This window comes from Chryseobacterium sp. MEBOG07, assembly GCF_021869745.1.
Lineage (GTDB): Bacteria > Bacteroidota > Bacteroidia > Flavobacteriales > Weeksellaceae > Chryseobacterium > Chryseobacterium viscerum.
This window is the reverse complement of the sequence record NZ_CP084579.1, coordinates 2,407,693-2,422,856: the sequence shown is the minus strand read 5'-3', so window position 1 is coordinate 2,422,856 and position 15,164 is coordinate 2,407,693. Positions and strand designations below refer to the sequence as shown.

The 15,164-nt window shown below is 36.7% G+C and carries 15 protein-coding genes; 9 read left to right on the top strand and 6 right to left on the bottom strand.

Annotation, left to right across the window (positions count from 1 at the left end):
• Window positions 1-101 precede the first annotated feature (101 nt).
• Window positions 102-1,079: a S41 family peptidase gene (locus LF886_RS11105; RefSeq protein ID WP_236854149.1), complete on the top strand. Its 978-nt coding sequence runs from the start codon at window positions 102-104 to the stop codon at window positions 1,077-1,079.
• A gap of 65 nt (window positions 1,080-1,144) precedes the next feature.
• On the opposite strand, the gene pgl is transcribed toward LF886_RS11105, so the two are convergent.
• Genes pgl through gndA form a run of 3 tightly spaced genes read right to left on the bottom strand, consistent with a single transcriptional unit; the run spans window position 1,145 to window position 4,791 of the window.
• A complete protein-coding gene (gene pgl, locus LF886_RS11100) occupies window positions 1,145-1,855 on the bottom strand; it encodes a 6-phosphogluconolactonase (RefSeq protein WP_236854148.1) in 711 nt (236 codons plus the stop codon).
• Window positions 1,856-1,878: 23 nt separating this feature from the next.
• Window positions 1,879-3,360 (bottom strand): glucose-6-phosphate dehydrogenase, encoded by a 1,482-nt coding sequence (gene zwf / locus LF886_RS11095; protein WP_236854147.1) that lies wholly within the window; start codon window positions 3,358-3,360, stop codon window positions 1,879-1,881.
• 12 nt (window positions 3,361-3,372) lie between these two features.
• Window positions 3,373-4,791 carry an NADP-dependent phosphogluconate dehydrogenase gene (gene gndA / locus LF886_RS11090; RefSeq protein WP_236854146.1) on the bottom strand — a complete coding sequence of 473 codons (1,419 nt, stop codon included), beginning with the start codon at window positions 4,789-4,791 and terminating at the stop codon, window positions 3,373-3,375.
• Window positions 4,792-5,041: 250 nt separating this feature from the next.
• Here gndA and LF886_RS11085 point away from each other — a divergent pair, with 250 nt between their 5' ends.
• Window positions 5,042-5,401, top strand: coding sequence for a prevent-host-death protein (locus tag LF886_RS11085; protein WP_103233266.1), 360 nt, complete (start codon window positions 5,042-5,044; stop codon window positions 5,399-5,401).
• A gap of 168 nt (window positions 5,402-5,569) precedes the next feature.
• Here the strand turns inward: LF886_RS11085 and LF886_RS24115 are convergent, their stop codons facing one another.
• Window positions 5,570-5,704, bottom strand: coding sequence for a response regulator transcription factor (locus tag LF886_RS24115; protein WP_410685631.1), 135 nt, complete (start codon window positions 5,702-5,704; stop codon window positions 5,570-5,572).
• 219 nt (window positions 5,705-5,923) lie between these two features.
• On the opposite strand from LF886_RS24115, the gene LF886_RS11080 reads away from it, so the two are divergent.
• Both LF886_RS11080 and LF886_RS11075 read left to right on the top strand, forming a co-directional pair.
• Window positions 5,924-6,511, top strand: a complete 588-nt coding sequence (locus LF886_RS11080; protein ID WP_103235193.1) for a TetR/AcrR family transcriptional regulator — start codon at window positions 5,924-5,926, stop codon at window positions 6,509-6,511.
• Between the two features lie 92 nt (window positions 6,512-6,603).
• Window positions 6,604-7,410 carry an SDR family NAD(P)-dependent oxidoreductase gene (locus LF886_RS11075; RefSeq protein ID WP_236854145.1) on the top strand — a complete coding sequence of 269 codons (807 nt, stop codon included), beginning with the start codon at window positions 6,604-6,606 and terminating at the stop codon, window positions 7,408-7,410.
• A gap of 82 nt (window positions 7,411-7,492) precedes the next feature.
• Here LF886_RS11075 and LF886_RS11070 read toward each other — a convergent pair whose 3' ends face one another.
• Window positions 7,493-8,350 carry a DUF4240 domain-containing protein gene (locus LF886_RS11070; protein WP_236854144.1) on the bottom strand — a complete coding sequence of 286 codons (858 nt, stop codon included), beginning with the start codon at window positions 8,348-8,350 and terminating at the stop codon, window positions 7,493-7,495.
• A gap of 256 nt (window positions 8,351-8,606) precedes the next feature.
• On the opposite strand from LF886_RS11070, the gene LF886_RS11065 reads away from it, so the two are divergent.
• Window positions 8,607-9,905, top strand: a complete 1,299-nt coding sequence (locus tag LF886_RS11065) for an epoxide hydrolase family protein (protein ID WP_236854143.1) — start codon at window positions 8,607-8,609, stop codon at window positions 9,903-9,905.
• A 36-nt stretch (window positions 9,906-9,941) separates the two neighbouring features.
• Complete coding sequence (locus LF886_RS11060; protein ID WP_236854142.1) at window positions 9,942-10,400, top strand: organic hydroperoxide resistance protein; 459 nt, start codon at window positions 9,942-9,944, stop codon at window positions 10,398-10,400.
• A 581-nt stretch (window positions 10,401-10,981) separates the two neighbouring features.
• On the opposite strand, the gene LF886_RS11055 is transcribed toward LF886_RS11060, so the two are convergent.
• The gene (locus LF886_RS11055; protein ID WP_236854141.1) at window positions 10,982-11,542 is read right to left on the bottom strand and encodes a helix-turn-helix domain-containing protein; all 561 of its coding nucleotides are present in this window, start codon (window positions 11,540-11,542) and stop codon (window positions 10,982-10,984) included.
• Window positions 11,543-11,693: 151 nt separating this feature from the next.
• Between LF886_RS11055 and LF886_RS23920 the strand changes: the two genes are divergently transcribed.
• From LF886_RS23920 to LF886_RS11045, 3 genes are read left to right on the top strand one after another with little or no spacing between them, the layout of a single operon-like run.
• A complete protein-coding gene (locus tag LF886_RS23920) occupies window positions 11,694-11,825 on the top strand; it encodes a hypothetical protein (protein ID WP_262509918.1) in 132 nt (43 codons plus the stop codon).
• A complete protein-coding gene (locus tag LF886_RS11050; RefSeq protein ID WP_236854140.1) occupies window positions 11,826-12,854 on the top strand; it encodes a pesticidal protein Cry7Aa in 1,029 nt (342 codons plus the stop codon).
• A gap of 40 nt (window positions 12,855-12,894) precedes the next feature.
• Window positions 12,895-15,162, top strand: coding sequence for a glycosyltransferase (locus LF886_RS11045; RefSeq protein ID WP_236854139.1), 2,268 nt, complete (start codon window positions 12,895-12,897; stop codon window positions 15,160-15,162).
• Window positions 15,163-15,164: the final 2 nt, after the last annotated feature.

Genomic DNA, 15,164 nt, shown 5'->3' with positions numbered 1-15,164 from the left:
AAAATTACTGTTTACTTATTCATCCATATTCTGATAACTTTAAGATTAATACATCATTACACAGTAAAAAATACTACTTTTACCCCACTTAATTGACAGCAATGAACAAATTGTGTTTTATAATTGTAATTTTTCTTATTTCAACCGGACAAACCCTTCATGCACAAACAGACAGTATCCAGAACTATGTAGTGAAAGCTCTTGATATTATGAAGGCTAAATCTGTGAATAAAAACCTTGTTAAATGGGATTCTTTATATACCGACAGCCGCCGCAAAGCAAAAGATCTGAAGGATATCAAGTCTACCTATCCCATCATCAAAGATGCACTAAGCGCCCTGAAAGACGCTCATTCCAATTTCTATCCTCCGGAATTGGTTAAGGCTTATGTTCTTGGATACAGAGCCACCGGTCAGGAGTTCCCTGTTATTGAATCAAAAATGACCAGCGGAAAGATTGCCTACATTAAAGTACCCCCTATCGCCTGTTATAATTTCAAAGAATGGGACGAATTTGTAAATACATTTTATACAAAAATTGAAGAGCTTGCCCTTCAAAATCCTAAAGGCTGGATCCTGGATCTCAGAGACAACTATGGCGGAATGCTTTATCCCATGCTCGCCTCCATATCTCCTATGCTGAATCAGAGCAATGTAATAGGAACTGTAGATGCTACAGGAAGCCGCTTTTTTTTCAATTATAAAGACGGAAAGTTTTCGGAAGGAAAAACAGTTACCCACCAGTTTACCGTTAAAAAAGCACCCAAACCCATCACCCAGCCCATTGTTATAATGGTCAATAAAAAAACGGCAAGCTCCGGAGAGTTCTGTGCAATTGCTTTTGTAGGACAGAAAAATGCAACAATCATTGGGGAGAAAACTCAGGGATTAACATCTGGAAATCAGGAATACAAACTTTCGGACGGAGCTTTTATCGCACTGACTATAGGCAATACGATTGACCGGGATAAAAAAGAATATGATAAAGTAGGAGAAGGCCTGAAACCCCAGATCATTCTTGAAGATACCTCAGATACCGGATATATAGAAATGGCCGACAAAATAGTCTCTAAAAAGTAATATCATCTTATATAAATAAACCCTTACAAGTCTGTAAGGGTTCTATTTTTAAAGAGTAAAGGCGATTACCCTTTTGCTTTTTCGTCTGTAAAAAACTCAAATCCTTGCTTTCTTTCAATGAGCTGCAGTGGATATAATGCGGGATTGTATTCACCGTTTAACACTTCATTTAATGCATGTTTTTTGGATTCACCAAATGCGATAACCAGAATATTTTCTGCTTTATTGATCAACGGTGCAGTTAAAGTGATTCTGAACATTTCCTGAGGTTTCAGATAATAAGCGGATACCCATTTTTCTTTTTCCTCCAAAACTGCTTCACCAGGGAATAAAGATGCTGTATGACCATCATCTCCCATTCCTAAAAGGATAAAGTCAAAAACGCCTTCATCACCAAGAACATTTCTTATCTGCTGTTCATATGAATTTGCATAATCCTCAGGAGTTATTCCTTCAGCATACATAGGAAAAACATGAGCTTTATCAACGGGTACCAGACTGAGAAGCGACTCATCCGTCATTCGGAAGTTGCTTTTATTGTCATTTAAAGGAACCCATCGCTCGTCAACCCAAAAGAAGTAAACCTTATTCCATTCAATCTGTTCAGCATACTTTTGGGTCGCCAATAGCTTGAAAATGGCTTTGGGAGAAGAACCTCCACTTAGCGCCACCACAAAACGGTCATTTTTCTGAATAGATTTTTTTGAAAGGTCAACAAAAGTATCTGCTGCCTTTGTGTACAGTTTTTCCAAGTCGTCAAATACTGTAATATTCATTTTTTTTCTGTTTAAATTTTATATTATACCCAGCTGTGTCCTTGTCTTTCAACCAAGGCATTACTGTCTTCCGGACCCCAGCTTCCCGCTTTATAATTGGGGAAAGATAAATCTTTATTGTTTTCCCAGGCTTCCTGTATTGTTGTGACAACATCCCACGCCTCTTCTACCTGATCAGAACGCATAAATAGAGTAAGATCTCCTAAAAGAGCATCCTGTAAAAGGGTTTCATAAGCTTCTGGAGTATCATCCTGGCAGGCAAAATTATCAAAAATCATTTCTGCTGGTTTCAAATCTAATGTCAAGCCCGGTTTTTTTGTCATGAACTGCAACCTAATATCCATTGCTGGCTGAATATTAATAATCAACCTGTTAGCTGACAAATGGTGCGGACTATCCGAAAATGTTGAATGAGGAAGCGGTTTAAACTGAATGGTTATATAAGAGTGCTTTTCTTTCATTTTCTTTCCGGTACGAACATAGAAAGGAACATCCTGCCATCTTTCATTATCCAGATAGAATTTTATGGCCGCAAAAGTTTCTGTATTGGAATCTTCTGCAATTCCGCTTTCCTGGCGGTATCCTTTTACTTCTGCTCCGCTTACGATACTTTTCGCATACTGGCCTCGTACCGCATAATGATCAACCTGATCTGAAGAGATTCTTCGAATAGATTTCAGAACATCAACTTTACGATCTCTGATCTCACCTGACTGCAATGATGCAGGTGGTTCCATAGCCACCATACAAAGGATCTGCAACAGGTGATTCTGAATCATATCCCTCAAAGCTCCCGTCTGTTCGTAGAAAGCCCCTCTTGTCTCAACCCCTACTTCCTCAGCTACAGTAATCTGTACAGATTCTATGTATTTATGATCCCATAATGGTTCAAAAATAGAGTTCCCGAATCTAAAAGCTAATATATTCTGTACTGTTTCTTTTCCTAAATAATGATCGATACGATAGATCTGTTCTTCTTCAAATGTTTTTGCCAGAAGACTGTTAAGCTCAATCGCCGACTGCTTATTATGACCAAAAGGTTTCTCGATAATAATACGGTCTCTTTTCGGATCAGAAGCTAATGATGTACTTTTGATATGGTTGGAAATCGTTGAAATGAAATTAGGTCCGATTGATAGGTAAAACAATCTATTGGCTCTTGTTCCGTAAACGGCATCAAAATCCTGTAATTTCTGCTGAAGAGACTTATAAGAATTTTCCTCATCCAATTGATGCTGAAAGTAAGTAATATGAGCCTGAAAACCAGCCCAATCTTCAGAAGTCACTTTCTTTCTGGAGAAGCTCTCAAGATTTTCTTTGATGTAATTTCTGAAATTCTCATCGGTATTTTCTGCCCTTCCCAAAGCAATAATATTGAAGCCTTTGGGCATTCTCCCGTCGATATATAAGTTATAAAATGCCGGAAAAAGTTTTCTTTTTGCCAGATCTCCTGTAGCACCAAAAATAACAATATTTGTTGGCTGCAAGACTCTATTTTGATTCATTTTTTCCGAATTTTATTGGTTTGCAGTTTGCCAAGATGTATGGAAAACTCCTTCTCTATCAATACGCTGATAAGTATGAGCTCCGAAATAATCACGCTGAGCCTGGATCAGATTCACCGGCAAAGATTCTGTAGTATAAGCATCAAAATATCCCAAAGTGGTTTGAATTCCTAAGCTTGAAATTCCGTTAGCAGCAGCATAACTTGCTGTTTTTCTCAGGGCTTTAATTTTTGATTTTACAAGTTCAGAAATATCGTGATCAAGAAGAATATTAGACAGATTAGGGTTTTGTGTATAGGCAGAATAGAATTTTTCCAATAATACCGAACGGATAATACATCCTCCTCTCCAGATTTTCACAACATCTTTCAACGGAATTTCAAAACCGTATTCTCCAGATGCTTTTACCAATAAAGATAATCCTTGTGCATAGCTAATCAATGTAGAAAGGAAAAGAGCATCGCCCACTTCCTTAATAAACAATTCTATATCTTCCGGTTTTGTTATTTCTTTTTCAGCGTATATTTTGGAAGCCTGAACTCTCTCTTCTTTATATGCTGATAAAATTCTTGAAGTTACCGCAATATCAATCGTAGGAATAGAAACTCCGATTTCCATAGCCTGCTCAGAAGTCCATTTTCCGGTTCCTTTTGCTCCTGCTTTATCTAAAATCTGGTCAACAAGATATTGGTCTGTAAATGTATCTTTCTGTGTAAAAATGTCTCTTGTGATCTCAATCAGAAAAGAGTTCATTTCACCGTTATTCCATTCTTTGAAAACCTGATAGAGCTGATCGTTATTTAAGCCTGCTCCTCTTTTAAGAAGATCATAAGCTTCACTGATAAGCTGCATGATGGCATATTCAATACCGTTGTGTACCATTTTCACATAGTTCCCTGCAGATCCTTTCCCCATATAGGCTGTACATGCTTCGTTGTCTACTTTTGCAGCAATAGCTTCAAGCATGGGTTTCAGAAGTTTGAAAGCTTCCAAATCTCCTCCAGGCATGATACTGGGACCTGTTCTGGCTCCTTTTTCACCTCCAGATACTCCCATTCCCATAAAGTGCAGCTTTTTTGATGCCAGATCGGCAACACGTCTGTTGGTATCTTCGAAATAAGAATTTCCTGCGTCAATCACGATATCACCTTCATCCAAAAGCGGGGTAATATTTTCCAGGACTGCATCTACAGGCTTTCCTGCAGGAACCATAAGAATAATTTTCCTTGGGGTCTCTAATGCTGATACAAAATCTTCTAAAGAGCCTGTACCTTTTACTTTCATTTCAGAAGCAGCTCCCTCTTCTAATTCTTTAACTTTCTCCTGATCAAGGTCGAATCCTGCAATTGAGAATCCGTTGTCAGCGATATTATAAAGAAGATTCCGCCCCATTACTCCAAGGCCAACCATTCCATAACTATATCTATCCATTATATTGATATTATATGTATTTTGTTATACAGACAATAAAATTACGTAAATGCGAATAAGGAAAAAAATAAAAGAAAAGAAAAAATTTATTCTAACTCTGTTTCATCCTCATTTATAAGCTACTAATATTCACATTTTCATATACTTTTCCTTCAGAAGAATAAAATTCAATCATTATTATGGGAATGATCTATTAAAACAGTCTGTTTTTTGGTATAATTAAACTTATATTTGCGAAAATTTAAAAGTAATGCACTATAAACTTGAACTCAACACTCAGGAGCCAAATTCTAAAATTGTTTTTAATACCGTCATATTTGATTCGTTCAAGATTAATATAGTTGAAAGATATATCGGGTCAATGAGGGCTCGTCCAACATTATGTGAAGTTTTATTTAAAGTAAGAACTTTAGATAACGTAATTGTCAACAGAAGAGATGGTAATGTAAGAGTAAAGATAAAAGGTGATGATTTTGAAACGTATCAGAGATTATCCAGAGACCTGAATTCTTACGAGTACAAAAACAGATTGATCAATAGAAAAGACGTAGAAGAAAACTATGTTCACTTTATCCTGAGTTTAGTGATCGCCAATTATCAGCTTAATTAAGCTGTTCTGAATTATTATCCCTCTATAGTTTTGTAGAGGGGCAATTCTCAAAAATGGTATTACGTCAAAAACATACCGTTTTCAATATCTTAAAAACTGAAAGTAGCCCGGGGAAAAATATTTTATTCTTCAATATTTGCTGCCTGAAAAATTTTCACAAAGTAAAATTTAAATCAAATTATTTGTGATTACGTAGGATATTGCTTCTCTAATATTTTTCACCCCAATTCTTTCAAACAATTTGCTCCTGTGAAACTTCACTGTACTAGGTGACACAAACAATTGTTCTGCAATTTCTTCTATTTTTAATCCCTGAAGATAGAGTCTTATAACTTCAATTTCTCTTATTTTTAAGGTAATTTCACATTCTTCAGACCTGTTCCATTAGGCTTAATCAAATCACTCAAACAAAATTAACTTATTGATTATATACAATTTACAACATCTACATTAAAAAAAGTAAAAAATATTTTGTTTTTATGACCAATCGGTCATATATTTGTACCCTAATTAAGATTCATCATGGCAAAAGGGGAAGAAACCAGACAGTTCATTATAGAACAAGCCGCTCCAATTTTTAATACAAAAGGGATTGCAGCTACTTCTATGAGTGATATTATGGAGGCAACCAAATTGTCTAAAGGCAGTATGTATGTTCATTTTGAAAATAAAGAAGTTCTTGCCTGCGCAGCCGTTGAGCATAATATGAAAATCTTAAGCGACAAGCTTCAAAGGACTTTGAGCGGACATAAAACTTCCAAAGAGCAATTATTGGCTTATATCGATTTCTTCAGTGATCCCAATCACCCACCGGTTGTTGGAGGCTGCCCTTTATTAAATTTTGGAACAGAGGCTGATGACACTAATCCTATCGTCAAAGAAAAAGTGAACCGTGCCATTAAACAAGGCCAAGACCTGCTTTCCGGCATTATAGAAAAGGGAATTGCCAATAAAGAGTTCAAAGCAGACTGGAATCCGGCAGATTTTGCGACCGTTCTTTTTGCGATGCTTGAAGGAGGTCATTTAATGTCCAGAGTGTCTGGCAATAATGAGAGAATGGAGGTTGTTGGCAATAGTCTGAAAAAAATGATTGAAGAAAATAGCATGTAATTTTTTTTATCCTAAAAATGACCGATCGGTCACATAGTAAAATTAAACTTTATAAAAAAGTATACTCGTAACAATTAATAAAAAACAAAACAATGTCAAAAACAGTTTTAATTACAGGAGCATCAAAAGGTTTTGGAAAAGCCTGGGCAGAAGCCTTTTTAGCAAAAGGATACAACGTAGCAGCAACTGCTAGAAATGTAGAAACCCTTAATGATTTAAAAGATAAATATGGAGATTCTGTATTAGCTTTAACATTAGATGTCGACAAACGGGAAGAATCTTTAACTGTGGTTCAGAAAGTACATCAGCACTTCGGCAGCATTGATATCTTAATCAACAATGCAGGATATGCCTTAACAGGGGCTGTAGAGGAAACGAATGAGCAGGAAGCCAGAGCTCAGTTTGAAACCAATTTCTTTGGAACGCTATGGCTTACACAGGCTGTTCTTCCTATCATGAGAGATCAGAAAAGTGGTCATATTATTCAGGTTTCTTCCATTTTAGGATTGGCAACATTACCCACTATGGGACTTTATAATGCTTCTAAGTTTGCTCTTGAAGGATTAAGTGAAACTTTAGCTACGGAAGTGAAAGAATTTGGAATTCACGTGACTTTGGTAGAACCTAACGGCTATGCCTCTAATATCTGGCATACAGGAATTAATACCCAAAGCAATCCGGCATATGATGGCGTTAAAAAAGCCTTTGCTGAATCTGAAACCTCTTTTGGAAGTGTAGATGCTACAGCACCGGCCCTTATAAAATTGGTAGAAACGGAAAACCCTCCTTTGCGTTTATTGCTTGGAAAAGTAGCTCTTCCATTTGTAAAGCACAATTATGAACAGCGATTAAAGCTTTGGGAAGAATGGAATGATGTATCTGTAGAAGCTCACGGATAGTCTTTTAAAGAAATACGATCATAAAATAAGCTCCGTTTTTTGTGTAAAACGGAGCTTATTTTATCTTTTTTTAAGAAGTCTTTTATTTTCTCAATTCACAGATCTCTTTTACCAATTTCGGATACATCTTCTGGAGATCAGTCCCCTCTTTTAGCTCTCTGTTCATCTGGCGGTCCATACTGTCATAATGATTATCCGGATACCGCTCATCCACTGCATCTCTTATTTCTGACTCATCATCGTTGTCATGATTTTCGGAGTAAGCTTCATCTGAGACATACAGAAGTCCCTCCCCCCAGCAATCACCGATATTAAAGCTGTATTTTCCGCTTACAAATGACTGGATATCTTTTGTAATGTCTTCAAAGAATTCTTTTCCTTTAAGGAGCAGCCAGCATCGGAAATAAATAAATCCGTCATCAGAAAGGAAGCCATCAAAGACATAGGTTCCGTTTTCTGACTTGAAATCACCTTCAAGGATAAAGGAAAGCTCAGCAATTTCGGCAGTATACAGTTCGTTCAATTTTTCCTGAAGCGTCTTTTCAAAAAGTATAAGCCTTTCTTTTCCAAATTTAGCAAGATAGGCCGTTAGATTTTCCAGGTGTTCATCCATATCATATTCGCTCCAATGGGCTTTTTTATAGGTATTGGATTTTTCGATCGCTTCCCAGAAATAAATATCTGCTTTTTCATTTTCTGAAAGTTCTTTTTTCTGAGGGACTTCTTCGTTCTCCTGAATTTCGGTATATCCTTTCTTTATCTTTTGGCTGATGAGTTTTTCAGATTCCCGAATGCATTCTTTTTCGTCGGCAAATTCTTTACTGGTTTCACGTCCTTTGGTTCCGGTTTTCCCGAATGCTATTTTTTGTGTAGTTCCAGAATATTCAATATTCCAGAATTTATCAGAAAGTTCTTCCTGATTGATAAAATTTCGTTTCATAAAAGCTTATATAATGTGATAGGCAGCACAACGAAACTACAAAAAAAATGAGAAATGAACGGCTTTCCTTAGTATTTCTTTTTCACCAGATTCATCCCTATGTCCCAAATCATTTTCCTGTTCACCATCTGGAATGTCTATTTCGATACGAAATATGACTACTTGAACAAATTACCTGTTTCCCAGGCACTTCTCGGAGCATAATTTTGTCTCATCAAAAAAGAAAAACAAATCTAAATCTAATACAACAAAAACAATGAAAACAACAATTTCCACCATCCTGTTAGCAGCCACTTTTACTCTAAGTACTCCTGCCATTTCCAAAGCGCAAAATAATAAAGAGACTTCTTTATCATCAAAATCTGATTCCAGTATTCGGGCTTTTCACATCAACATCCCGCAATCTCAGCTGGACGAACTGAAAAAAAGGATCTCTGAAACCAGATTCCCGGATAAAGAAACCGTGAAAGATGCTTCCCAGGGAATTCAACTCGCACAGTTAAAAGAATTGATTACTTATTGGGGCAACGGATATGATTGGCGAAAAGTAGAAAATAAACTCAATGCTCTTCCACAATTTGTAACAAAGATTGACGGTATTGATATTCAGTTTATTCACGTGCGTTCAAAAGAATCCAATGCGATGCCTGTCATCCTTACCCATGGCTGGCCAGGTTCTCCGCTAGAGTTCATCGATGCTATCGGTCCGCTGACTGATCCCGTAAAGTATGGAGGAAAAGCAAGTGATGCGTTTGATGTCATCATACCAGCTATTCCGGGGTATGGTTTTTCAGAAATCCCCACTGAATTGGGCTGGAATCCAGATCGCGTTGCCAAAGCCTGGGATGTGCTGATGAAAAGACTTGGCTACAAAAAATATGTTTCCGAAGGTGGTGACCATGGCTCTGTAATATCTGATGCATTAGCAAAACAGGCTCCTTCAGGTCTCCTGGGCATTCATCTTACTATGCCGGCCACTATTCCCTCTGATCTGGTAAAACCTATCAATGCCGGTGATCCAGCGCCAACCGGACTTTCGGCTTCGGAACTGCAGGCTTATAACGCAATGAGTACTTTCTTTGGACGAAATGCAGCGTATGGAGGAATGATGGTAACACGCCCACAGACTACGGGCTATTTGCTTTCTGATTCACCAAGTGCTTTAGCAGCATTTCTTTACGAAAAGATTGCCGAATGGAGTGAAAGCAACCTTCACCCTGAAAATGTAATAGGCCGTGATAAGATTCTGGATGATATTACCCTGTATTGGCTTACCAATACCGGTGCATCTTCTTCACGTTTCTATTGGGAAAATAATAAGAACAACTTCAGCTCTGAAGCACAAAAAACAAAAGATATAAAGGTTCCTGTAGCCATTTCAGTATTTCCCCATGAGATCTACCAAGCTCCAGAAAGCTGGTCAAAAAGTGCCTATCCTACATTATACTATTATCATAAAGCATCAAAAGGAGGACACTTTGCTGCATGGGAACAGCCACAGGTCTTTACAGAAGAGCTTAGAGCGGCATTCAAAGATTTAAGGAAAAAGCTTTAACAGTCATCTTGTTCAATCTAAATAAATAATAAAAATATGGAATCAAACAGAATTCAAGAAGTAGAAAATACAACCGTAGTAAACATTAGCAAAGTAGTATATTCTGGGAATGTTGTCGTAACCGGGGGAAGAAATGGGGAAGCAAAAAGCAATGATGGTAAACTCAACATAGAACTGACATCCCCCGGCACGAAAGGAAACGGTACCAATCCGGAGCAGCTATTGGCAGCGGGATGGTCGGCATGTTTTATAGGAGCCATGCATCTAGGGGCTTCAAAAACCGGAGTTGTTCTTCCTCCAGATCTGGCAGTCAACACTTCCGTAGATCTGGCTACCAATGACGAAGGATTTTTCCTGCAGACTCATTTACAGATCCATTTACCGGGACTGCCAATGGATGAAGCCAGAAAGGTTGTGGAAACAGCCCATGCAACATGCCCTTATTCAAAAGCTACCCGTGGTAATATCAATGTAAAGATAGATGTTGTGTTGTAGTTAGTACCGGAAATAATCTTAGATGATTTTCTGGTTAATAAGTCTTCCTTGTTTCGGCAAGGAAGATTTTTTTATGATATGAAAAGGTCTTTTTATAATGAATACTCTGTCTTTACATTATAAAACTTATTAATCAGTTTTCCTTAAATATTCTTAACCTAAACGTTCTAAGCTGATTATTTTATGCTCATTAATTATCATTAGTATTATTCTTCTGCTGTCCCATTTCAGAGAACAAAACAATACTATGAGATCTATTGAAGACAGTAACGGATATCAAAAAGAGACTGGGAAGCAAACCTAACAACCTTCTGCACCAACTACCAGAAAGAACCATCCGATGATAACATCTGGAACTCTCTGACGGCCAACAAAGACAAAACTATTACCGGAGCATCACCGAAGCACGCAATAGTATTTAAAGAAATCCTTCAGCCACTACGCAAGGAGAAGCGGAAGAACTTTTAAATCAAATAGAAATATTCTAAATTTGGATTATGGAAACAAACGAATTACGCATAGGAAATTATATATTGGATAAGAATTCATTCTTAATCTCCTCTTTCATCTTATCCACGACCTTACAAGTCTTCCAGGTTTCCTAAGCGTTTCTGTTTCAATTGTTTGTAAAATGAGGGGGAAAGGCCCGTAATTTTTTTAAACTGATTAGAGAGGTGGGCAACACTGCTGTAGTTGAGTTTATAAGAGATTTCTGTAAGATTGAGCTCGTCATATAGCAGTAATTCTTTTACCTTTTCTACTTTATTAATAATGATGAAATGCTGCAGCGTCATTCCCTTCACTTCAGAAAAGGTATTTGCCAGGTAGGTATAATCGTATCCTAGTTTTTCACTTATGTAATCTGAGAAATTTTCTTTTGGAAGCGCATCTGAATAATGTATCATTTCTATGACAACATTTTTTATCTTTTCTATCAGGATACTTTTTTTATCATCTAATACCTCTAGTCCTGTTTTAAGCAAGTTTTCTTTCAGTATTTGTCTTTGTTTGGGGCTAATATCCTCCAATAGGATTACAGTTCCCAAATCGACAACAGCATTTTTAATGCCCAGTCTTTCCAGTTCCTGATGGACAACCATTTTGCAGCGCAAGCTTACCATATATTTTACATACAACTTCATTATCCTTACCAATTACTTCATTAACAGCAATTTACTCAAAGTTAGTCTATTAAATCGGGAATATCTATGATTTATATAACAAATTCAAAGACTATTACAACGCTTTCCTTTTTTAATGGTTGAAATTTACAGATAACAAAAATATTTCATAATGTCAAAAGAAAAAGACGGAAAAAAGAAATCAGACAAAACTCCAGCTGTAAAATCCCTGAAAGAGAAACGAGAAGATAAAATGAACAAACGAAAAGACAGGGAAAATGAAGCCCGAAATACCGGTAACTAAATGGTAGCTCTGAAAAAAGAAGGTATTATACTTAGAAAAACCGAATTAGCTTTTGAAAGTGAAGGTGTTTTAAATCCCGCAGTTATTCAGGAAAACGGAAAAATACATTTATTTTACAGGGCTGTTGCAAAGAATAATTTCTCCAGTATAGGATACTGTATATTGTCAGATTATAAGACTATAGAAACTCGTTTGAGCAATCCGGTTATCATTCCTGAGTTTGAATACGAGAAACATGGTGTTGAAGATCCAAGAATTGTAAAAATAGATCATTTATTTTATCTTACCTATACCGGTTACGATGGAATCAATGCATTGGGAGCACTTGCAATATCCAAGGATTTTACATCTTGGCAAAAACTGGGAATTATTGTTCCAAAGATTCCCTATAAAAAGTTTAAACTTTTAACAGAATCTAAAGGGGCAATAGCAGGAAAATACGAAAACTCCAATACATTCTCGCCTATCCAAGAAAAGAATAAGGATCTCTTCATATGGGATAAAAATGTGATCTTTTTCCCAAGAAGAATCAAAGGAAAGCTTTATTTTCTTCATCGCATAAGACCTGACATCCAAATTGCAGGTATAGAAAATATTGAAGATTTAAATCCTAATTTCTGGAAAGATTATTTCCTTCATTTTGAAGATCATATCCTCTTATCACCTCAGCATGAGCATGAGATAAGCTATATCGGAGGAGGATGTCCTCCCATAGAAACTGAGCATGGATGGCTTTTGATCTATCATGGGGTACATAATACCATTGACGGATATGTTTACAACGCTTGTGCTGCTTTATTGGATCTTGATAACCCTGAGAAAGAAATCTCAAGACTTCCCTACCCTCTATTCAAACCCGAACAGCAATGGGAAAAGAAAGGAGAAGTCAATAATGTCTGCTTTCCGACCGGAGCTATCGTAGAAGGAGATACACTCCGTATTTATTACGGGGCTGCGGATGAAAGAATTGCTGTTGTTTCTTTAAATATCACAGAATTATTGAAAGAATTACTACAGTACAGAGTATAATAGATTGTACGGAATATCAGACTTTAAAATAGATATCAACATGAATAAAAATATAAACCCAAACGTGGAGGAAAAGACAAAAAGAAGATCTGTCCAAAGTAAAAAAAACACAATTAATTATAAACCTGAAATTATCTTCATAAGTACTTTTCCTCCTAAGGTGTGCGGTATTGCAACGTATTGTCAGGATTTGATAAAATCTCTACAGATAAAATTCAGAGAATCGTTCAAAATAATCATCTGCCCAATGGAAACGGAGGATGAAAACTATCATTATGACGAAAATACTGAATATCGCCTGAATACATCCGATGCCATTTCTTATTTGGAGCTGGCTGATAAAATCAATAAAAATGACAATATTCAACTGGTTATGCTGCAGCATGAATTTGGATTTTTCAACGAAACCAAAAACGGATTACCGCTTTTTCTCCAAAATTTAGAAAAAGACATCATCGTTACTTTTCACACCATTCTGCCAAAACCAGATTACAAGTTAAAAGAAAAGGTACAAGACATAAGTCGTTTTTCTAAATATATTATTGTGATGACCGGTATTTCTGCAAATATCCTTTCTAATGATTATGATATTCCATCTGATAAAATTAAAGTGATACCGCATGGTACCCATTTATTACCATTTATCGACAAAGCTTCACTGAAAGCGAAATATGGATTTAAAGATAAAAAGATACTTTCAACATTTGGCTTATTGGGTTCCGGGAAAAATATTGAAACCTCTTTAGAAGCACTGCCTGAAATCATCACCCAAAACCCGGATGTAATGTTTCTGATTATCGGAAAAACGCATCCAAGCATCATTAAGCATGAAGGCGAAGAATATCGTGATTCTTTGCAGAAAACGATCAAGAGACTCCATTTAGAAAAACATACTCACTTTATCAACCAATATCTCCCTCTGGAAGAGTTGTTAGATTATCTTCAGCTTACCAATATCTATCTTTTCACATCAAAAGACAGAAATCAGGCAGTAAGCGGCACTTTTTCCTATGCTATCAGTTGTGGATGTCCCATTATTTCTACTCCAATTCCGCATGCTTTAGAAGTATTGAATGAAGACCTGGGAATTATTATTGATTTTGAAGCTCCGGAACAGCTGGCTGCTGCTGTGAATACTTTATTGAAAAATGAAGTTGTACAGGAAAGATTACGATCAAAAAGTTTAGAAAAAATGGCTCCGACAGCCTGGGAGAATTCTTCTATTTCACACGCTATGTTATTTCAGCAATACAGCAAAGATAAGATGGCCTTACATTATACATTCCCCATCATCAATCTTAGCCATATCAAAAATATGACAACAGATTTTGGAATGATCCAGTTTTCTAAGATCAACAAACCGGATATAGATTCCGGGTATACTTTGGACGATAATGCCCGTGCTATGATTGCAGCCTGCAGACATTATAAGATGAGCAAAGATGAATCTGACCTTGAACTGATCTCAACGTACCTGAATGTCATCAAGTTTTGCCAACAAACTGACGGAAGTTTCCTCAATTATATAAATCAACACAAGGAATTTACACCGCAGAATGAGGAGACCAATCTCGAAGACTCCAACGGAAGAGCAATCTGGGCACTGGGATATCTTCTTTCAATAAAGGAAATCTTACCTCAACAGTTTTCTGATGAAGCAGAGTCTGTGATTGAAAAAAGTCTTTCAGTGCTTGAGAAAATACATTCTACTCGAGCGATGGGCTTTATCATCAAGGGATTACATTATCAAAACTCTGAAAACAATATTCCATTATTAAAAAAGCTTGCCAATCGGTTGGTAAAAATGTATCAGCATGAAAAACACAGAGACTGGCATTGGTTTGAAAGCTATCTGACCTATGGAAACAGTTTACTCCCTGAAGCTTTATTGTGTGCATGGATTACAACCAAAGACGAAATATATAAGCAGATTGCCCATGAATCTTTCCAGTTTCTTCTTTCTAAAATATTTATTAAGGGAGAGATCAAAGTAATTTCCAACAAAGGATGGCTGCAAAAAGAGATGGTTAAAGATCCTGAATCAATTGGCGGTGAACAGCCCATTGATGTAGCCTATACCATACTGGCCTTATCTACATTTTATAGGGTTTTTAAGGATGAAAAATACTTACAGATGATGAGGAGTGCTTTTAATTGGTTTTTAGGAAAGAATCATTTACATCAGATCATTTACAACCCTGTAACAGGTGGATGTTATGACGGTCTTGAAGAGAAAAATGTTAATCTCAATCAGGGAGCGGAATCAACAGTTAGTTATCTCATGGCAAGGCTTTGTTTTCCTAAATAACA